This window comes from Microbispora hainanensis (genome assembly GCF_036186745.1).
Taxonomy (GTDB): domain Bacteria; phylum Actinomycetota; class Actinomycetes; order Streptosporangiales; family Streptosporangiaceae; genus Microbispora.
In genome coordinates, this window is sequence record NZ_CP108086.1 from 5,028,100 (window position 1) to 5,043,489 (window position 15,390).

At 72.8% G+C, this 15,390-nt stretch carries 15 protein-coding genes; 11 read left to right on the forward strand and 4 right to left on the reverse strand.

Going from position 1 to position 15,390, the window contains the following annotated elements; all coding sequences use genetic code 11:
- The first annotated feature begins 59 nt into the window (after positions 1 to 59).
- Positions 60 to 968, forward strand: a complete 909-nt coding sequence (locus OHB01_RS23520; RefSeq protein WP_142644911.1) for a hypothetical protein — start codon at positions 60 to 62, stop codon at positions 966 to 968.
- 93 nt (positions 969 to 1,061) lie between these two features.
- Positions 1,062 to 2,171: a glycosyltransferase family 4 protein gene (locus OHB01_RS23525; protein WP_328853991.1), complete on the forward strand. Its 1,110-nt coding sequence runs from the start codon at positions 1,062 to 1,064 to the stop codon at positions 2,169 to 2,171.
- A gap of 106 nt (positions 2,172 to 2,277) precedes the next feature.
- On the opposite strand, the gene OHB01_RS23530 is transcribed toward OHB01_RS23525, so the two are convergent.
- Complete coding sequence (locus tag OHB01_RS23530) at positions 2,278 to 3,111, reverse strand: SAM-dependent methyltransferase (protein WP_142644913.1); 834 nt, start codon at positions 3,109 to 3,111, stop codon at positions 2,278 to 2,280.
- Between the two features lie 306 nt (positions 3,112 to 3,417).
- Positions 3,418 to 5,217, reverse strand: a complete 1,800-nt coding sequence (locus OHB01_RS23535; RefSeq protein ID WP_142644914.1) for an AMP-dependent synthetase/ligase — start codon at positions 5,215 to 5,217, stop codon at positions 3,418 to 3,420.
- A 239-nt stretch (positions 5,218 to 5,456) separates the two neighbouring features.
- Here OHB01_RS23535 and OHB01_RS23540 point away from each other — a divergent pair, with 239 nt between their 5' ends.
- The 7 genes from OHB01_RS23540 to OHB01_RS23570 all read left to right on the forward strand — a co-directional run bounded on the left by OHB01_RS23540 (position 5,457) and on the right by OHB01_RS23570 (position 11,728).
- The gene (locus tag OHB01_RS23540; RefSeq protein ID WP_147942229.1) at positions 5,457 to 6,224 is read left to right on the forward strand and encodes a metallophosphoesterase family protein; all 768 of its coding nucleotides are present in this window, start codon (positions 5,457 to 5,459) and stop codon (positions 6,222 to 6,224) included.
- A 14-nt stretch (positions 6,225 to 6,238) separates the two neighbouring features.
- Positions 6,239 to 6,676 carry an SRPBCC family protein gene (locus OHB01_RS23545; RefSeq protein WP_142644916.1) on the forward strand — a complete coding sequence of 146 codons (438 nt, stop codon included), beginning with the start codon at positions 6,239 to 6,241 and terminating at the stop codon, positions 6,674 to 6,676.
- Positions 6,673 to 7,833 carry an ArsA family ATPase gene (locus OHB01_RS23550; protein WP_142644917.1) on the forward strand — a complete coding sequence of 387 codons (1,161 nt, stop codon included), beginning with the start codon at positions 6,673 to 6,675 and terminating at the stop codon, positions 7,831 to 7,833. The genes OHB01_RS23545 and OHB01_RS23550 overlap by 4 nt, the downstream gene beginning before the upstream one ends.
- Positions 7,830 to 8,276: a DUF5304 family protein gene (locus OHB01_RS23555; RefSeq protein WP_142644918.1), complete on the forward strand. Its 447-nt coding sequence runs from the start codon at positions 7,830 to 7,832 to the stop codon at positions 8,274 to 8,276. The genes OHB01_RS23550 and OHB01_RS23555 overlap by 4 nt, the downstream gene beginning before the upstream one ends.
- Before the next feature lie 195 nt (positions 8,277 to 8,471).
- The gene (locus OHB01_RS23560; protein WP_142644919.1) at positions 8,472 to 9,416 is read left to right on the forward strand and encodes an ROK family glucokinase; all 945 of its coding nucleotides are present in this window, start codon (positions 8,472 to 8,474) and stop codon (positions 9,414 to 9,416) included.
- Between the two features lie 4 nt (positions 9,417 to 9,420).
- Positions 9,421 to 10,197, forward strand: a complete 777-nt coding sequence (locus OHB01_RS23565; protein WP_328853992.1) for an endonuclease/exonuclease/phosphatase family protein — start codon at positions 9,421 to 9,423, stop codon at positions 10,195 to 10,197.
- Between the two features lie 331 nt (positions 10,198 to 10,528).
- Complete coding sequence (locus tag OHB01_RS23570) at positions 10,529 to 11,728, forward strand: hypothetical protein (protein WP_142644921.1); 1,200 nt, start codon at positions 10,529 to 10,531, stop codon at positions 11,726 to 11,728.
- A gap of 96 nt (positions 11,729 to 11,824) precedes the next feature.
- Here OHB01_RS23570 and OHB01_RS23575 read toward each other — a convergent pair whose 3' ends face one another.
- Complete coding sequence (locus OHB01_RS23575; RefSeq protein ID WP_142644922.1) at positions 11,825 to 12,322, reverse strand: hypothetical protein; 498 nt, start codon at positions 12,320 to 12,322, stop codon at positions 11,825 to 11,827.
- Between the two features lie 12 nt (positions 12,323 to 12,334).
- Complete coding sequence (locus OHB01_RS23580; protein ID WP_142644923.1) at positions 12,335 to 13,099, reverse strand: alpha/beta hydrolase; 765 nt, start codon at positions 13,097 to 13,099, stop codon at positions 12,335 to 12,337.
- Between the two features lie 118 nt (positions 13,100 to 13,217).
- Here OHB01_RS23580 and OHB01_RS23585 point away from each other — a divergent pair, with 118 nt between their 5' ends.
- Positions 13,218 to 13,916, forward strand: a complete 699-nt coding sequence (locus OHB01_RS23585; RefSeq protein ID WP_142644924.1) for a lysophospholipid acyltransferase family protein — start codon at positions 13,218 to 13,220, stop codon at positions 13,914 to 13,916.
- A 299-nt stretch (positions 13,917 to 14,215) separates the two neighbouring features.
- The gene (locus OHB01_RS23590) at positions 14,216 to 14,923 is read left to right on the forward strand and encodes an SDR family NAD(P)-dependent oxidoreductase (RefSeq protein WP_142644925.1); all 708 of its coding nucleotides are present in this window, start codon (positions 14,216 to 14,218) and stop codon (positions 14,921 to 14,923) included.
- The last annotated feature ends 467 nt before the right edge of the window (positions 14,924 to 15,390 follow it).

The following is a 15,390-nucleotide window of genomic DNA, read 5'->3' on the forward strand; positions in this document are numbered from 1 at the left end:
CCCCGTCCACCTCGCCGAGGTGGGCGGGGCCGTGACATGCGCTGGCTACCATGCACGGCGTGACTGTCACGAGCGGCGTGCCCGCGTGCGCGCCGGGCGTGCGTGCCGGAGCCGGCCGGAGCCGGCCCGGACCCGCCGGGGCCACTCCCCGCCGGATCGCGGCCGTGGCCGTCGCGCTGGCCGCGCTGCTGGCCGGGCCCGCCGCCGCGGCGCCGCCCGACCCGCTGCGCGCCCTGCGGCTCGACGCCCGCGCCGCCGTACGCGAGCATCCCGGCATGTGGACCGGTGCCTCGGTCGCCCGCGGCGAGCGCGCCGTCGTCGTCGGGTCGCCCCGGCCGCTGGTCGCCGAGATCGCCGCGCTGGCCGGCCGCGCGGGCAGTACGGTCACGAGGGTCTGGGGCGGGCTCGGCGGCGCGGTGGTCCTGGTGCCGCGCACCGAGGAGCAGGCCGCCGTGCTGGCCGCGCCGGCGAAGGTGGACGGCCTGGCGGCCGTCGCCACCGGCGACCGGGTGATCGTGCAGCCGGCCGCGTTCGCCCGCCTGTCCGCGACCGGCCGCCTGGTCGTCATGACCCACGAGCTGACGCACGTCGCGACCGCCGGCCGCCGCACGGTGCCGATGTGGCTCATGGAGGGCTTCGCCGACTACGTGGGCTACCTGGACAGCGGGCTGCCGGTCCGTACGGTCGCCGCCGAGCTGGCCGCCGACGTCGCGGCCGGGAGGGCGGCGCTCGGCGGCCTGCCGGGGCCCGCCGACTTCGCCGCCAGGCCCGCCCAGGCGTACGAGGAGGCGTGGCTCGCCTGCCGCTACATCGCGGCCCGGTTCGGCGAGCCGAGGCTGGTCGCCCTCTATCGCGCCGCGCTGCGCGAGGAGATCGGCGCCGCCCTGCGGGAGGAGCTCGGGCTGACCGCCGGCGACCTGACCCGCGCCTGGCGGTCGTGGTCGCGCGAGCAGCTCGCCCGGACCTGATCGTCCGACCGCGACGACCCGGCCGGGACTGCGACAATGCGTTCTCGGGCGGCGCGGGGGGACCGCGTGATCACGCCGGCAGCGGGGGTGAGGATGACGAAGCGGACGCTGATCGTCACGAACGACTTCCCGCCCAGACCGGGCGGCATCCAGGCGTTCGTGCACGGCCTCGCCGTGCGCAGGCCGCCCGGCTCCGTGGTCGTGTACGCCCCGCGCTGGAAGGGGTGTGAGGAGTTCGACGCCCGCCAGCCGTACGAGGTGGTCCGGCATCCCTCCTCGCTGATGCTGCCGACCCGCGCGGTGGCGCGACGGGCGGCGGCGCTGGTGGAGGACGGCGCGACCGTCGTCTTCGGCGCGGCGGCGCCGCTGGGGCTGCTGGCTCCCGGCCTGCGCGCCGCGGGCGCGGGCCGCATCGTCATGCTCACCCACGGGCACGAGGCGTCGTGGGCCCGCCTGCCGGGCGCGCGCGCCCTGCTGCGCCGCATCGGGGCGGGGGCCGACATCGTGACCTATCTCGGCGAGTACACCCGCCGCCGGATCGCCCGGGTCGTGCCCGCCTCCCGGCTCGTACAGCTCGCGCCCGGCGTGGACACGACTCTCTATCGTCCGGGGGCGGGCGGCGACCGGATCCGCGCGTCCCTCGGCCTGGGCGACCGGCCGGTGGTCGTGTGCGTCTCCCGGCTGGTGCCGCGCAAGGGCCAGGACGTGCTGCTGCGGGCCTGGCCGCTCGTTCTGCGGCGGGTTCCCGGCGCGGTCCTGCTGCTGGTCGGCGGCGGCCCGCTGCGGCGGTCGCTGGAACGGACGGCGGCGGGGGCCGGCCTGCGCGGCTCGGTGGTCGTCACCGGGTCCGTGCCCTGGGCGTCCCTCCCGGCCTACTACGACGCGGGCGACGTGTTCGCCATGCCCTGCCGCAGCAGGTTCGGCGGGCTCGACGTGGAGGGCCTCGGCATCGTCTATCTGGAGGCGTCGGCCACCGGGCTGCCCGTGGTCGCGGGCTCCTCCGGGGGCGCCCCCGACGCCGTACGGCACGGCGAGACGGGCCTGGTGGTCGACGGCACGTCGCACACGGCGGTGGCCGCCGCGGTGGGCGATCTGCTGGCCGACCCCGCCCGCGCCCGCGCGATGGGCGAGCGGGGCCGGGCCTGGATCGAGGAGGAGTGGCGCTGGGACCTCGTCGCGGCCCGGTTCGCCGCGCTGCTGTGAGGCAGCCTCAGCCGGTGGGCACGGCCCGCTGTATGGCTGCCTCAGCCGGGAGCATGCCCGCTGTGCGGCCGCCTCGTGGGCACGCCCGCGAGGTCGTTCCGGCCGGTCAGGGCTTGCGGCCCACGCCGCCGGCGACGCAGATGCCGCCGAGGTCGAGGGGGTAGCTCACGGGCTTCTCGGGACGCCACTCGGGCACGTGCACCACGCCGGGCTCGATCAGTTCGAGGCCGTCGAAGAACCGCACGATCTCGGGCATGTCGCGGGCGCGGCCGGTGCCCAGCATCTGCAGCAGCACCGCCTCCAGCTCGCGCATCTCCGGCGCGCAGGAGCAGAAGTGGGTGAGCTGCATGTAGCTGCCGGGTGCCAGGCGGGCCTTGTAGGTGTCCACGAGGCCGTCGGGGTCCTCCTCGTCGGCGAGGTGGTGGACCACGGCGACCAGCAGCAGGCCGATGGGGCGGGAGAAGTCGAGGAAGCCATCGACCTCGGGGTGGCCGAGGATCACCTCGGGCTCGCGCATGTCCGCGGTGATCACGCGGGTGCGCTTGTCGGTCTGCAGGATCGCCCGCGCGTGGGCCAGCACGATGGGGTCGTTGTCCACGTAGACGACCTTCGCGGCGGGATCGATCCGCTGCGCGACCGAGTGGGTGTTGTCCATCGTGGGCAGGCCCGAGCCGATGTCGAGGAACTGGTCGATGCCCTGCGCGGCCATGTACTTCACGCCGCGGAACAGCATGGCCCGGTTGTTGCGGGCGCCCTCGCCGCGGTCGGGGAAGTGCCGCATGCCCTCCGTGGCGACCGCGCGGTCCACCGCGAAGTTGTCCTTGCCGCCGAGGAACGCGTCGTACACGCGCGCGATGCTGGGCTTCGTGGTGTCGATCTCCGGGGGGAGGTAGTCGGGATCGCGGTGCGTCCAGTTCCATCTGCCGGCTCTGTCGCTCATCGCCCGCCCCTCTCCAGACAATGATCATGGATGCGCTTGGAGCATAACCAAGCGAAGCGCGCTGCTGCGGGACGGCTGCGATGTTTCCGGTGGTCAACAGGGCCGGCGCGGCGTCGCCGCAGGTCGTCCGTCACCGGCGGCGAAGAAGACCCACTCCCATAGGGGGCTGATCACCGCATGTCCCCGGCCGTCCCGGTCCTCTCGCGCGACCGCGGCCCGCGCCGTCCGGAGGGTGCGCCGACGCCGATGAAACTTTCAGGAGTTCCGTCGGCGCGCCCGGCGCACCCGCGGTGTCCAGGTCGCCGCTCAGTCGCCGTACAGCTCGTCGATCTGCTTGGCGAAGTCGCGGGCCACGACGTGTCGCTTGATCGACTGCTTCGGCGTGACGTGGCCGCTCTCCTCGCTCAGCTCGATGTCGAGGATGCTGAACTTCTTGATCTGCTCGGCCTTGGAGACCATCCGGTTGGCGTCGTCCACCGCCTGCTGCACCTCGGCGATGACGGCCGGGTCGGAGCACAGCTCGGCCATGGACGCGCCGGAGCGGCTGTTGGCCTCCTTCCACTGCTCCATCGCCTCGTGGTCGAGGGTGACGATCGCCCCGATGAACGGCCTGCCGTCGCCGACGACCATGACCTGGCTGATCAGGCGGTGCGCCCGGATGGCGTCCTCAAGCGGCGCAGGGGCGACGTTCTTGCCGCCCGCGGTGACGAGGATCTCCTTCTTGCGGCCGGTGATGCTCAGGTAGCCGTGTTCGTCGAGCTGCCCGACGTCCCCGGTGTGGAACCAGCCCTCCGGGTCGATCGCCTCCTTGGTGGCGCGCTCGTTGTTCCAGTAGCCGTCGAAGACGTGGCGGCCCTTCACGAGGATCTCGCCGTCGTCGGCGATCCGGATGCTCACGCCGGGGAACGGCTTGCCGACCGTGCCGATCTTGTTGGCGCCCGGGATGTTGACGGTCGAGGGCGCGCTGGTCTCGGTGAGCCCCCAGCCCTCGAACACCTCGATGCCCACGCCGCGGAAGAAGTGGCCGAGCCGCTCGCCGAGGGCCGAGCCGCCGGAGACGGCCGCCGTCAGCGCGCCGCCCGTGGCCGCCCGCAGCTTGCCGTACACGAGCTTGTCGAAGGCCGCGTGCTTGAGCCGGGCGCCGAGGCCGGCACCGCCGGAGCTCTCGGCCCTGCTCCACTCGATCGCGGCCCGTACGGCGGCGTGGAAGATCTTGCCCTTGCCCTCCGCGTTGGCCTTCTGCTCGGCGGCGTTGTAGACCTTCTCGAACACGCGCGGCACGCCCAGCAGGAACGTGGGCTTGAACTCCCGCAGGTCGGGGGCCACGTTCTTCATGTTCGGGCTGTGCGCGAGCACCGTGCCGGTCTCGATCAGGACGACCTGGATGATCCGGGCGAAGCTGTGCGCCAGGGGGAGGAAGAGCAGCGCGGCCCGCCCCTCCACGTCGAACATCGACTCCAGCGGCCCGCGCGAGACGTTGCGCGCGGTGAACAGCAGGTTGTCGTGGGTCAGGCGGCAGCCCTTCGGCATGCCGGTGGTGCCCGAGGTGTAGATGATCGTGGCGAGGTCGCGTCCGCCCCGGCTCGCCCTGCGCTCGGCGAGCGTGTCGTTGGACACGTCGGCGCCCAGGCGCTCCAGCTCGGCGAACGCGCCGCCGTCGATGCGCCACAGCAGCGGCAGCTCGGGCACTGCCTCGCGTACGGTCTCCTCGTGCGCGGCCGTCTCCACGAACGCGGCCTTGGCGCCGCTGTCGGTCAGGATCCACTTCACCTGGTCGGCGGAGGAGGTCTCGTAGATCGGCACCCCGACCGCGCCGGCCGCCCAGATGGCGTAGTCGGCGACCGTCCACTCGTAACGGGTGCGCGACATCAGGCCGACCCGGTCGCCGGGCTCGATCCCGGCGGCGATCAGCCCCTTGGCGACGGCCGCCACCTGGTCCCTGAACTGCGCGGCGGTGACCGGTGTCCACGGCGCGGCCGGGTCCTCGCTCTCCTTGCGGCGGATGATGACGGCGTCCGGCTCGTCCACACCGCGCTGGAACACCACGTCGGTGCAATTGGCGGACGGGGGCACGTCCACCAGCACGGGAACGCTGAACTCGCGCACGGGTCACTCCTTCGCGCACGTCCGCGCGATCCCCCTGCGCAGGGCGGGGACCGCGTTGCGGGCATAACTCTTCGTGTCTCACCGGACGCTACCGTGCGATGTTACGCATGGGTAGGTTCGTCACCCAGGCGTTATCCGGGGGAGCACGCGGACGCTATCAGTGTCCCCCGCGCGGTGGGCCCGACACCTTCCCGTTACCCAAGCGGATGCTAGGTAAAGCGGCCGTTTACCATGTCGGCATGCGCATCCACGTCGTCAGCGACGTCCACGGCCGGGCCGACGCGCTCGCCCGTGCGGGTGACGGGGCCGACGCCCTGATCTGCCTCGGCGACCTGCTCCTGTTCATCGACTACGCCGACCACTCGCAGGGCATCTTCCCCGACCTGTTCGGCGCGGAGAAGGCGAGCGAGTACGTGGGACTGCGCACGGCGGGCCGCTTCGACGAGGCGCGGCAACTGTCGTCCGGGTTGTGGGCCTCCCTCGACGGCGACCCCCGCGACCACATCGAGGCGGCGGTCCGCCGCCAGTACGAGCAGATCTTCACCGCCATGCCCACTCCGGCCTACCTCACGTACGGCAACGTGGACATGCCGCGCCTGTGGGCCGACCATCTGCGGCCCGGCCAGCGGGTACTCGACGGCGAGGTGGCCGAGATCGGCGGGCTGACCTTCGGGTTCGTCGGCGGCGGCCTGCGCACCAGATACCGCACGCCGTACGAGATCGACGACGAGGAGTACGCGCGCAAGGTCGAGGCGGTGGGCGAGGTGGACGTGCTGTGCTGCCACATCCCGCCCGCAGTCCCCGACCTGCTGTACGACGTGGTGGCCCGGCGGTTCGAACGGGGGAGCGAGGCCACGCTGGAGGCGATCAAAAGGACGCAGCCGCGCTTCGCGCTGTTCGGCCACGTCCACCAGCCCTTGGTCGGCCGCACCCGCATAGGTCGCACGGAATGCGTCAACGTCGGCCATTTCCGCGGCCGTGGCACGCCTTTCGCCCTGGAATGGTGAAGTACGGTTGGCGCATGGCTGATCGCACTTCGTCGAGCATCACGATCGGCGCCGGCCGGTCGACAATCATGGCCGTCATCGCCGACTTCCCCGCCTATCCGGAGTGGGCCGGCCAGGTGAAGAAGGTGGAGGTCCTGGAGACGGGCGCGGACGGCCGCGCCTCCCGGGTCCGCTTCGTCCTCGACGCGGGCGTGATCAGCGACGACTACGTCCTCGGGTACGACTGGGACGAGGACGCGGGCGTGACCTGGCGGATGGTCGAGGCCGGGAAGATGCTGTCGGGCCTGACCGGCAGCTACCGCCTGACCGAGAACGGCGGCGGCACCGAGGTCACCTACGACCTCGCGGTGGACCTGAAGGTCCCGATGATCGGCATGATCAAGCGCAAGGCCGAGAAGGTCATCGTCGACACCGCGCTGAAAGGGCTCAAGCGGCGCGTCGAGAGCCGATGAGAATCCTCCTCTTCACGGGGAAGGGCGGGGTCGGCAAGACCACGGCGGCCGCCGCGACCGCCACGCTCGCCGCCGGGCGGGGCAACAAGACGCTGGTCGTGTCCACCGACACCGCGCACTCGCTCGCCGACGCGCTCGGCGTGCCGCCCTCGTCGGAGCCGGTCGAGGCCGCGCCCGGCCTGCACCTGCAGCAGGTGGACACCCAGAGGTCGCTTGAACGGCACTGGGGAGAGTTACGCGACTACGCCGGCAACGTGCTGGCCGAGCTCGGTCTCGACGAGGTCACCGCCGAGGAGATCACCGTGCTGCCCGGCGCGGAGGAGATCCTCGCGCTGCTCGAACTGCGCGAGCAGGCACGCACCGGCCGCTGGGACGTGATCGTCGTCGACTGCGCGCCGACCGCCGAGACGCTGCGCCTGCTCGCGCTGCCGGAGGCGCTCGACTGGCACGTCAACCGCCTGCTCCCCACGGGCAGGCGGATGCTCAGGGCGCTGTCGCCGGTCATCCGGCACGTCGCCAAGGTGAGCGTCCCCGAGGGCGAGGTCGTCTCGGCGGGGGAGCGGCTGCACCGCGGCCTGCTGGAGGTGCGCGCCCTGCTGACCGGCGACGACGCGTCCGTGCGGCTCGTGCTGACCCCCGAGGCCGTGGTCGTCGCCGAGGCCCGGCGCACCCTCACCTCGCTCAGCCTGTACGGCTACCGCGTCGACGCGGTGATCGCCAACCGGGTCTTCCCGGCGGAGGGCGCCGACGAGTGGCGGCTGGGATGGGTGGAGGCCCAGAGCAGGCAGCTCGCCGCGGTGCACGAGTCGTTCGCGCCGCTGCCCGTCCTCACCGTCCCCTATCTCCCCGCGGAGCCGGTCGGCACCGCCGCCCTCTCGGACCTCGCCGCGCGGATGTACGGAGACCGCGACCCCTTCGCGCGTCCCGGCGTCGAGCCGCCGCTGACGTTCACCACCGACGAGCTGACGCTGTCGCTGCCGCTGGCCGACCGCGACGACCTCGATCTCGCCCGCAAGGGCGACGACATCATCGTCACCGCCGGGTCCTACCGGCGCGTCATCACCCTGCCCGCCGCCCTCGCCCGGCGTGAGATCTCCTCGGCGGTGCTCCGGGACGGCCGGCTCCGGGTACGGTTCCAGGCAGGAGGGGCGAAATGACGGATTCCAACGACACCACTCCCCGCCGCCAGGACCCGCTCGGGTCGGCGGCGGAGGAGGCGATGAAGCTGCTGGACGCCGTGCAGCGGCGGATGGGCCGGGAGTTCGGCAAGGCGCTCGTGAAGGGCGGTGTGAGCGGCTTCGGATCCGCCTTCGGCGGCGCCGGGGCGGGCGGCCGGAGCGACGACGTCTGGAGCGAGGCGGTCGCGGAGGACCACGACGAGTACGTCTGCCGGGCCTGCCCGGTGTGCCGGGTCATCGCGGCACGCCGCGAGTCCGGCGGCGACGTCACCGGCCACCTGATCGCGGCGGGCGGAGAGCTGTTCGCGGCGTTCCGGGAGGCGGTCGACGCCCTGCAACGCCCCATGACGGGCGGTAAGGAACGCCCGGACGGGGAGCGGCGGCCCGGCGACTCGAAGGTCGAGCACATCGACCTGGGCTGACGGGCCGGTCGAGGGCGGACGGTGGCGGGATTGCCACAACCCGGTCTGATCGGCTTCAATCGGCGCGGCGTGCAGGCTCGGGCCGTAGCAGCCCGGGCCGGAAACGGACCCGGGCGCGAAGCGGACGTGGCCGCGAAGCGGGTCCGGGCGACAAGCGGATCCGGATGAGAACCGGACCGGGTGGAAGGATGACGAATGGCGCTGACCATCGGCGTGGACGTGGGCGGTACCAAGATCGCGTATGGTGTCGTCGACGAGCACGGCGCCATCATCGAGCGCGGCCTGCGGCACAGCCCGGCGGGCAGTCCCGAGAAGATGGCGCTCACGATCGCCGATGCGGTGACCGAGCTCGCGGCCCGGCACGAGGTCGAGGCCGTCGGCATCGGCGCGGCGGGCTTCGTCGACGAGACCCGCTCGGTCATCCGCTTCGCCCCCAACCTCGCCTGGCGCGAGGAGCCGCTGCGCGAGAAGGTGGCCGACCTGGTCGGCCTGCCGGTCGTCGTCGAGAACGACGCCAACGCGATGGCCTGGGGCGAATACCGGTTCGGCGCGGGCCGGGGCGAGAGCCACGTCGTATGCGTGACCGTGGGCACCGGCATCGGCGGCGGCATCGTGCTCGGCGGCCAGCTCTACCGCGGCCGGTGGGGGATGGGCGCCGAGCTGGGCCACATGCAGGCGGTGCCCGGCGGCCGCCCCTGCGGCTGCGGCAACAACGGCTGCTGGGAGCGGTACGCCAGCGGCACCTCGCTGCTGATGGACGCGCGCAACAACGCGCAGGCCGACCCGGAGGGCGCCGCCCACCTGCTGCGGCTCGGCGGCGGCACGGCCGAGGGCATCCAGGGCGAGCACGTGACCGAGGCCGCGCGCCAGGGCGACAGGGCGGCGCTGGCCGCCTTCGAGTCGCTCGCCCAGTGGCTCGCCCAGGGGCTGGCCGACATGGCGGCGGTCCTCGACCCCGGGTGCTTCATCATCGGCGGCGGCGTCTCCGGCGCGGCGGACCTGTTCGCCGACCGGGTGCGCGAGGAGTTCGCCGCGCGGCTGACCGGCCGGGGCCACCGCCCGCTCGCCGAGATCAGGGTGGCCGAGATGGGCCCCTCGGCGGGGCTGGTGGGCGCCGGAGACCTGGCCCGGCTCCGCTGACGGCGTGCTGCGGGTCGCCACCTACAACGTCCGGGGGCTGAAGGACGACCGCAGGGCGCTGGTCCGGGTGATCAGGGCCCTGCGGCCCGACGTGCTGTGCCTGCAGGAGGCGCCCCGCCTGCCCGGCTGGCGGCGGGAGCGGTGCGCGCTGGCCCGCGCGGCCGGCCTGTCCGTGGCCGCCGGAGGCCGCGTGGGCGGGACCGCCGTGCTGATCTCCCCGGCCGTACGGCTCCTGCGCGGGCATGGGCACCGCCTGCGGTGGTTTCCCGGGCTGGAGTGGCGGTCCGTCGCGCTCGCCGTCGTAGAGAAGGTCGTAGAGAAGGTCGTGGAGAAGACGGTGGAGAAGGACCGGGAGAGGTACGCCGTGTGCTCGGCCCACCTCGACCTCGTGGCGGGGGCGCGGCTGCGCCACGCCGCCCAGATCATGCCGATCCTGGAGCGCGCGGCCCGGCAGTCCGGGGCCGCGCCGGTGCTCGCCGGGGACCTCAACGAGGTTCCCGGCTCCCCGGTCTGGCGTCTTCTCTCGGGACGCTACACGGACTGCTTCGCCGCCGTGCGGGACGCCGAGCCGCGGATCGGGACGGACGGAGAGGACGGCCGGGCGGGCGCGACGTTCCCGGCCCGCGATCCCCGCGTGCGCATCGACGCGATCTTCGCGGGGCCCGGCCTGACCGTCGTGTCGTACGGCGGCGCGGACGTCCGGCCCGGGGACCTGTCCGCCGCGAGCGACCACCTGCCGGTCGTCGCCGAGATCGCCGTGACGCCGTCCGCCGGGGCCTGACGCGGCCGTCCGCCGGGGCCGACCCGGCCGGGAGCGCCCGCACGACTGCGGCCAGGGCCTGGACCCGCCGCGGGTGGGCGTCGCGGCCGCCGGGGGCCTGACGCGGCCGGGAGCGCCTCCACGGCTGAACCGGCCCCGGCGGGCCGGGCGGTGGAGGTTCGGGTGGTGGAGGTTCGGGCGGTGGGGATTCGGGCGGTGGGGATTCGGGCGGGGTGCCGCGGCTTCCAGGTGGGCGCGGAGACCGCCGGCAGGGCCGCGTTTCCGCATCTCGGGGTGACCGGATTCGCGACCTGTGTGACGGGGAGTGCCCGGTCACCCGTACGATCGTTTCATGACCCGCCGCCTCACACGGCGTGCGGTGCCGTTGTGTGTGCTGTCCGCCGGCCTGCTGGCCGGACTCCTCCCGTGCGCCACATCGGTCGCGCACGCGTACGCAGGGATCGTCCGTGCCCAGGTGGGGCGCGGCCCGTCGGGGGACGAGGTCGCCCAGGACGCGGGCTCCTCCACCGGACGGCTCCAGCCCGACGGCTCGCTGTCGGACGTGGCCGGCCTGTCGGCCACGGACATCTGGGCCGTGGGCCAGCAGAACGCCTGGGACTTCTGGCGCAACCAGGGGATCATCACCCACTGGAACGGCTCCTCCTGGAGCGAGGTGCCGATCAGGGGCGACGCCACCGGCGCCGGCCACCTTCGGTCGGTCGCCGCCGCCTCCGCCTCCGAGGTCTGGGCCGTCGGCGACGGCCACGACGGCCTGCCGTACGTCGCCAAGGGCTCGCGTGACGGGTTCGACCGCGTCGGCGTGCCGCAGCTGCGCACCGGCGACTGGCTCGGCGGTGTCGCGGCCTCCTCCGGGCGGGTGGTCGCGGTCGGCAGCCGGGACGGCAAGGCGTTCCTGCTGAGCAGCGGCGGATCCGCCAAGGGCACGACCTGGAAGACCGTCCAGGGCCCCGTGGGCGCGATGTACGGCGTGGCGTTCGCGGGCCGGTCGGACGGCTGGGCGGTGGGCGACACCGGCTCCGGCCCGCTGGCCATGCACCTGACCGGCGGCGGGTGGAAACAGGCCGACCTGCCGGCGATCAAGGGCGGCTTCCTGCGGGACGTGTACGCCGACGGCCGCAAGCGTGCGGTCGCGGTCGGCGGCGTCTACCAGCGCGACGGCGGCATCGCGCCGCTGGTGCTCGCTTGGGACGGCAAGCAGTGGAAGCGCGTGACGCCGCCGGAGCGGCGCGCCGAGCTGTACGGCGTCACGGGGGACAGCGACGGCAGGTTCTGGATCTCGGGGTACGACCCGAAGCACGAGGGCGAGGGCTTCCTGCTCCGCTACGACGGATCGCACTGGACCACGCTTCGAGGCCCGAAGCCGGCCGGCGATCGGACGGTGCGGCTGCAGGCGGTCGCGCACGTCGGCGATCTCACCATGGCGGTCGGTCACGTCCTGGACGGCAAGGGCCGCTACACCGACCTCGTGGAGCGGTTCGGCCCGCCTCCCGCCGACGGCCACACGGTGAAGGCGGCCGGCGAGACCGAATGAACACGGGCACCCCGGAGCCCGGGCCCGGCCCGGGGCGTGCTCCGACGTACCGGCCGCGGCAGACGGCCTCGCCCCGGTCAGACGGCCGAGCCGTGGTCAGACGACCGCGCCGTCGTCCCAGCCGGAGTCGGCGGGCGGGCCGTCGCCCATGCGTACGACGAGGATCACGAACCCCGCGATGAACGCGGACACCGCGGCGAACACGATCCAGCCGTCCATGGGCCACTGAAGCAGAGCGGCCAGGAGCAGGTAGGCGGGGCCGCCGAACAGCGCCAGCCAGGAGAGCCGGCTGAGGGTGTCGCCGTGCGGAAGCGGCGGAGGGGGCGGCGGGATGAAATGATCGTCGTCGCCGGAGGTGGGAGCCTGTTCCTCAGCGGTCCGGTCGTCGTCCCGGACCTCGTCGCCGAGAGCGTCGTCGCCGAGGGCCACGCCGCCGGAGGCACCCCCGCCGGGGGCGTCGTCGCCCGCGTCGGTCTCCTCGGTGACGTTCTCCCGGTCAGGCCATGGTTGTTCGGCCGAGGCGTCCTCGGCTGTCTCGTTGAACGAGGCGACGATCTGGCGCCAGACCTCGTCCTCGTCACTTTGCGGCGTCACGTCGATCCCGGGTCACAAGTCCTTCGTCAAGGGTACCGAGGCGTGGGAGCGGATGAACTCCAGGCTCCCTTCGAAGATCACAGGCGCGTCGTTGTCGAGAGTGGCCACGTGATAGCTGTCCGCCAGCTCTCTGACCTCCAGATTGTTTCCCATTCTCGCCTGCAGGAACGCGACGCTCCCCGGCTTTACCACGTGGTCGTTCCTGCTGTGGAACACCAGCACCGGCTGGGTCACCTTGGCGATGTCGGACTGGACGAGCTTCCACAACCGGGGCAGCGTGGCGGCCGCCCGGACGGGCGTACGCGCATAGCCGAGCTCGCTCATGCCCTCCTTCTTGATGTCGCCCGCCACCCCCGGGATCGAGCGTACGACGTACTTAAGGGCCGGGGCCAGCCGCAGCAGCGGCACGTCGTTGACGACGGAAGGGTTGACCACCACGACGCCCGCGACGGCGTCACCGTGCACCTCGGCCAGGCGCAGCGCCATGCAGCCGCCGAGGGACAGGCCCATCACGAACGCCTCCGCGCACCGTCCGCGCAGGTCGGCGAACGCCTTGTCGAGCTCGGCGTACCAGTCCTCCCAGCGGGTGCGGCTCATCTCCTGCCACGTCGTCCCGTGTCCTGGCAGACGCGGCAGGGACACCGTCAGCCCCGCCTCCGCCAGGTGTTCACCCCAGGGCCGCAGCGACTGCGGCGAGCCGGTGAATCCGTGACAGAGCAGGACGCCGATGTCGCCGCCCTCATGGTGGTACGGTTCCGCACCGGGCAGCACTGGCATGGGTGACCTCCGTGAAACGGCGGCGTGTTCCGCCCGATACTCGCACGTTGGTCAGCGTTAGTGCGAGAGGGCTGGGCGTGCGAAGATGACTGCACATCCGAGCCGAGGGGGTGCCCACGTGTTTTATTGGGTGGTGAAGGCCATCCTCTGGCCGATCCTCCGCTTCGTGTTCCGCCCCTGGGCCGAGGGGGTGGAGAACGTGCCGAAGGAGGGCCCGGTCATCCTGGCCGGCAACCACCTGTCGTTCGCCGACCACTTCTTCGGGGCCGGATTCCTGCCCCGAAAGGTGATTTCCCTGGGCAAGGCCGAATATTTCACCGGCCGCGGGCTCAAAGGCGTGGTGAGCCGCGCTTTCTTCTCGGGCGTCGGCACCGTCCCGATCGACCGTTCCGGCGGCAAGGCGAGCGAGGCGGCGCTCCGCACCGGCCTGCGCATCCTCAGGGAGCGGCAGGTGCTCGGCATCTACCCCGAGGGCACCCGCTCGCCCGACGGCCGCCTTTACAAGGGCAAGACGGGTGTGGCCCGGCTCGCGCTGGAGTCCCGGGCGCCGGTGATCCCGTGGGCGATGGTCAACACGTTCGAGATGATGCCCCCCGGCCGGCTGATCCCCAGGTTCGGCATCCGCCCCGGCGTCCGCTATGGCAAGCCGCTCGACTTCTCCCGTTACTACGGCATGGAGAACGACCGCCTTGTGCTCCGGGCGGTCACCGACGAGATCATGTACGCGCTGATGGAGCTGTCGGGCCAGGAGTACGTCGACAAGTACGCGGCGGCGGCCAAGACGGAAACGACCCGGGCGGCTCGCGAGAAGTCCTGATGTTTCCGGCCGGACGGCCGACGGGCGTCGCCCGCTTCGTGTGTCCGCCGAGTCCCACGGGCCGCGTGAACCGCTCGCCTGCCCGCGTGAACCGCTCACTTGTCCGGGTGAACCGCTCGCTTGTCGCGCACAGCCGCGCAGGCCGGAGGGGGTAGCCCATCAGCCGCGCAGAGCCCTGCCGAGTTCCGTCGCCGTCATGCCCCGAGTGGACATCCTGGGCCGGCGCCGCGCCTGGTACCGGCAGTCCCAGGAAGCAGGGACATCTGGCTGCCCACCGCGCCGTTCCGGAGAGTGGAGGCATGACGACAACACTGATCACCGGAGCGAACAAGGGCATCGGCCGCGAGACCGCCCGCCGGCTCGTCGCCGCGGGTCACACCGTGTACGTGGGCGCGCGCAACGCCGAGCGCGGCCGCCGGGCCGCGCAGGAGCTGGGCGCGCGGTTCGTCCTTCTCGACGTCACCGATGACGCCACGGTCGAGGCGGCGGCCAAGACCATCGAGGCGGACGGCGGGCTCGACGTGCTGATCAACAACGCGGGTGTCGAGCCCCGCGTCGAGGGCAACGCCATTCCCGCCCCCGAGTCCACGACCGCCGACCAGGTGCGCGCCGTCTTCGAGACGAACGTCTTCGGCCTGGTCCGCGTCACCCACGCGTTCCTGCCGCTGCTCAAGCGCTCGGCCGCGCCGGTCGTGGTCAACGTCAGCAGCGGCCTGGCCTCGCTGACCGCCCTGTCCGACCCCGCCCACCACGCGCACTTCTACCCGGGCCTCGCCTACCCGGCGTCGAAGACCGCGGTCAACATGCTCACCGTGCAGTACGCCAAGGCGTTCCCGCAGATGCGGATCAACGCCGTCGAGCCCGGCTTCACCAAGACGGACCTGAACGGCAACACGGGCACGCAGACCGTCGAAGAGGCGGCCGAGATCATCGTCCGGATGGCGGAGATCGGCCCCGACGGTCCGACCGGCGGCTACTTCGACATCAACGGGCCGCTGCGCTGGTGAAGCCGTACGGCGAACGCGGATGGAACCGGTCCCGGCGGGCGGCCTGCGGCCGACTCCGCAGGCCGCCTGCCGCCGGTTCTCCCGCACGCTGATGTCCACGCTGACGGAGCTTCCCGGCCCAGGAGTACGTCCGACAGGTACGCGGCGGCGGCCAAGACGGAAACGACCCGGGCAGCTCGCGAGAATTCCTAATACTTCCGGACCGGACGGGTAACGTTGCGGTGTTCGCCGCGCACCTTGGGACGTTCAGACACGTTCGGATCGGAAGGCGTAGGAGCATGCCAGCACGCAGGCACCGCACATGGGCCGAGCCCGGCGCCGCGAGGCACGGAGCGGGTGACGGCGCGGGTGACGGATTGGACGGCCCGTCCATGATCCCGGCGAGCGGGTCCGCCGTACCCCGCGAAACCACGGCCCGGCACGCGGACGGGAACACGGCCTGGTACACAGACGGGGATACGGCCTGG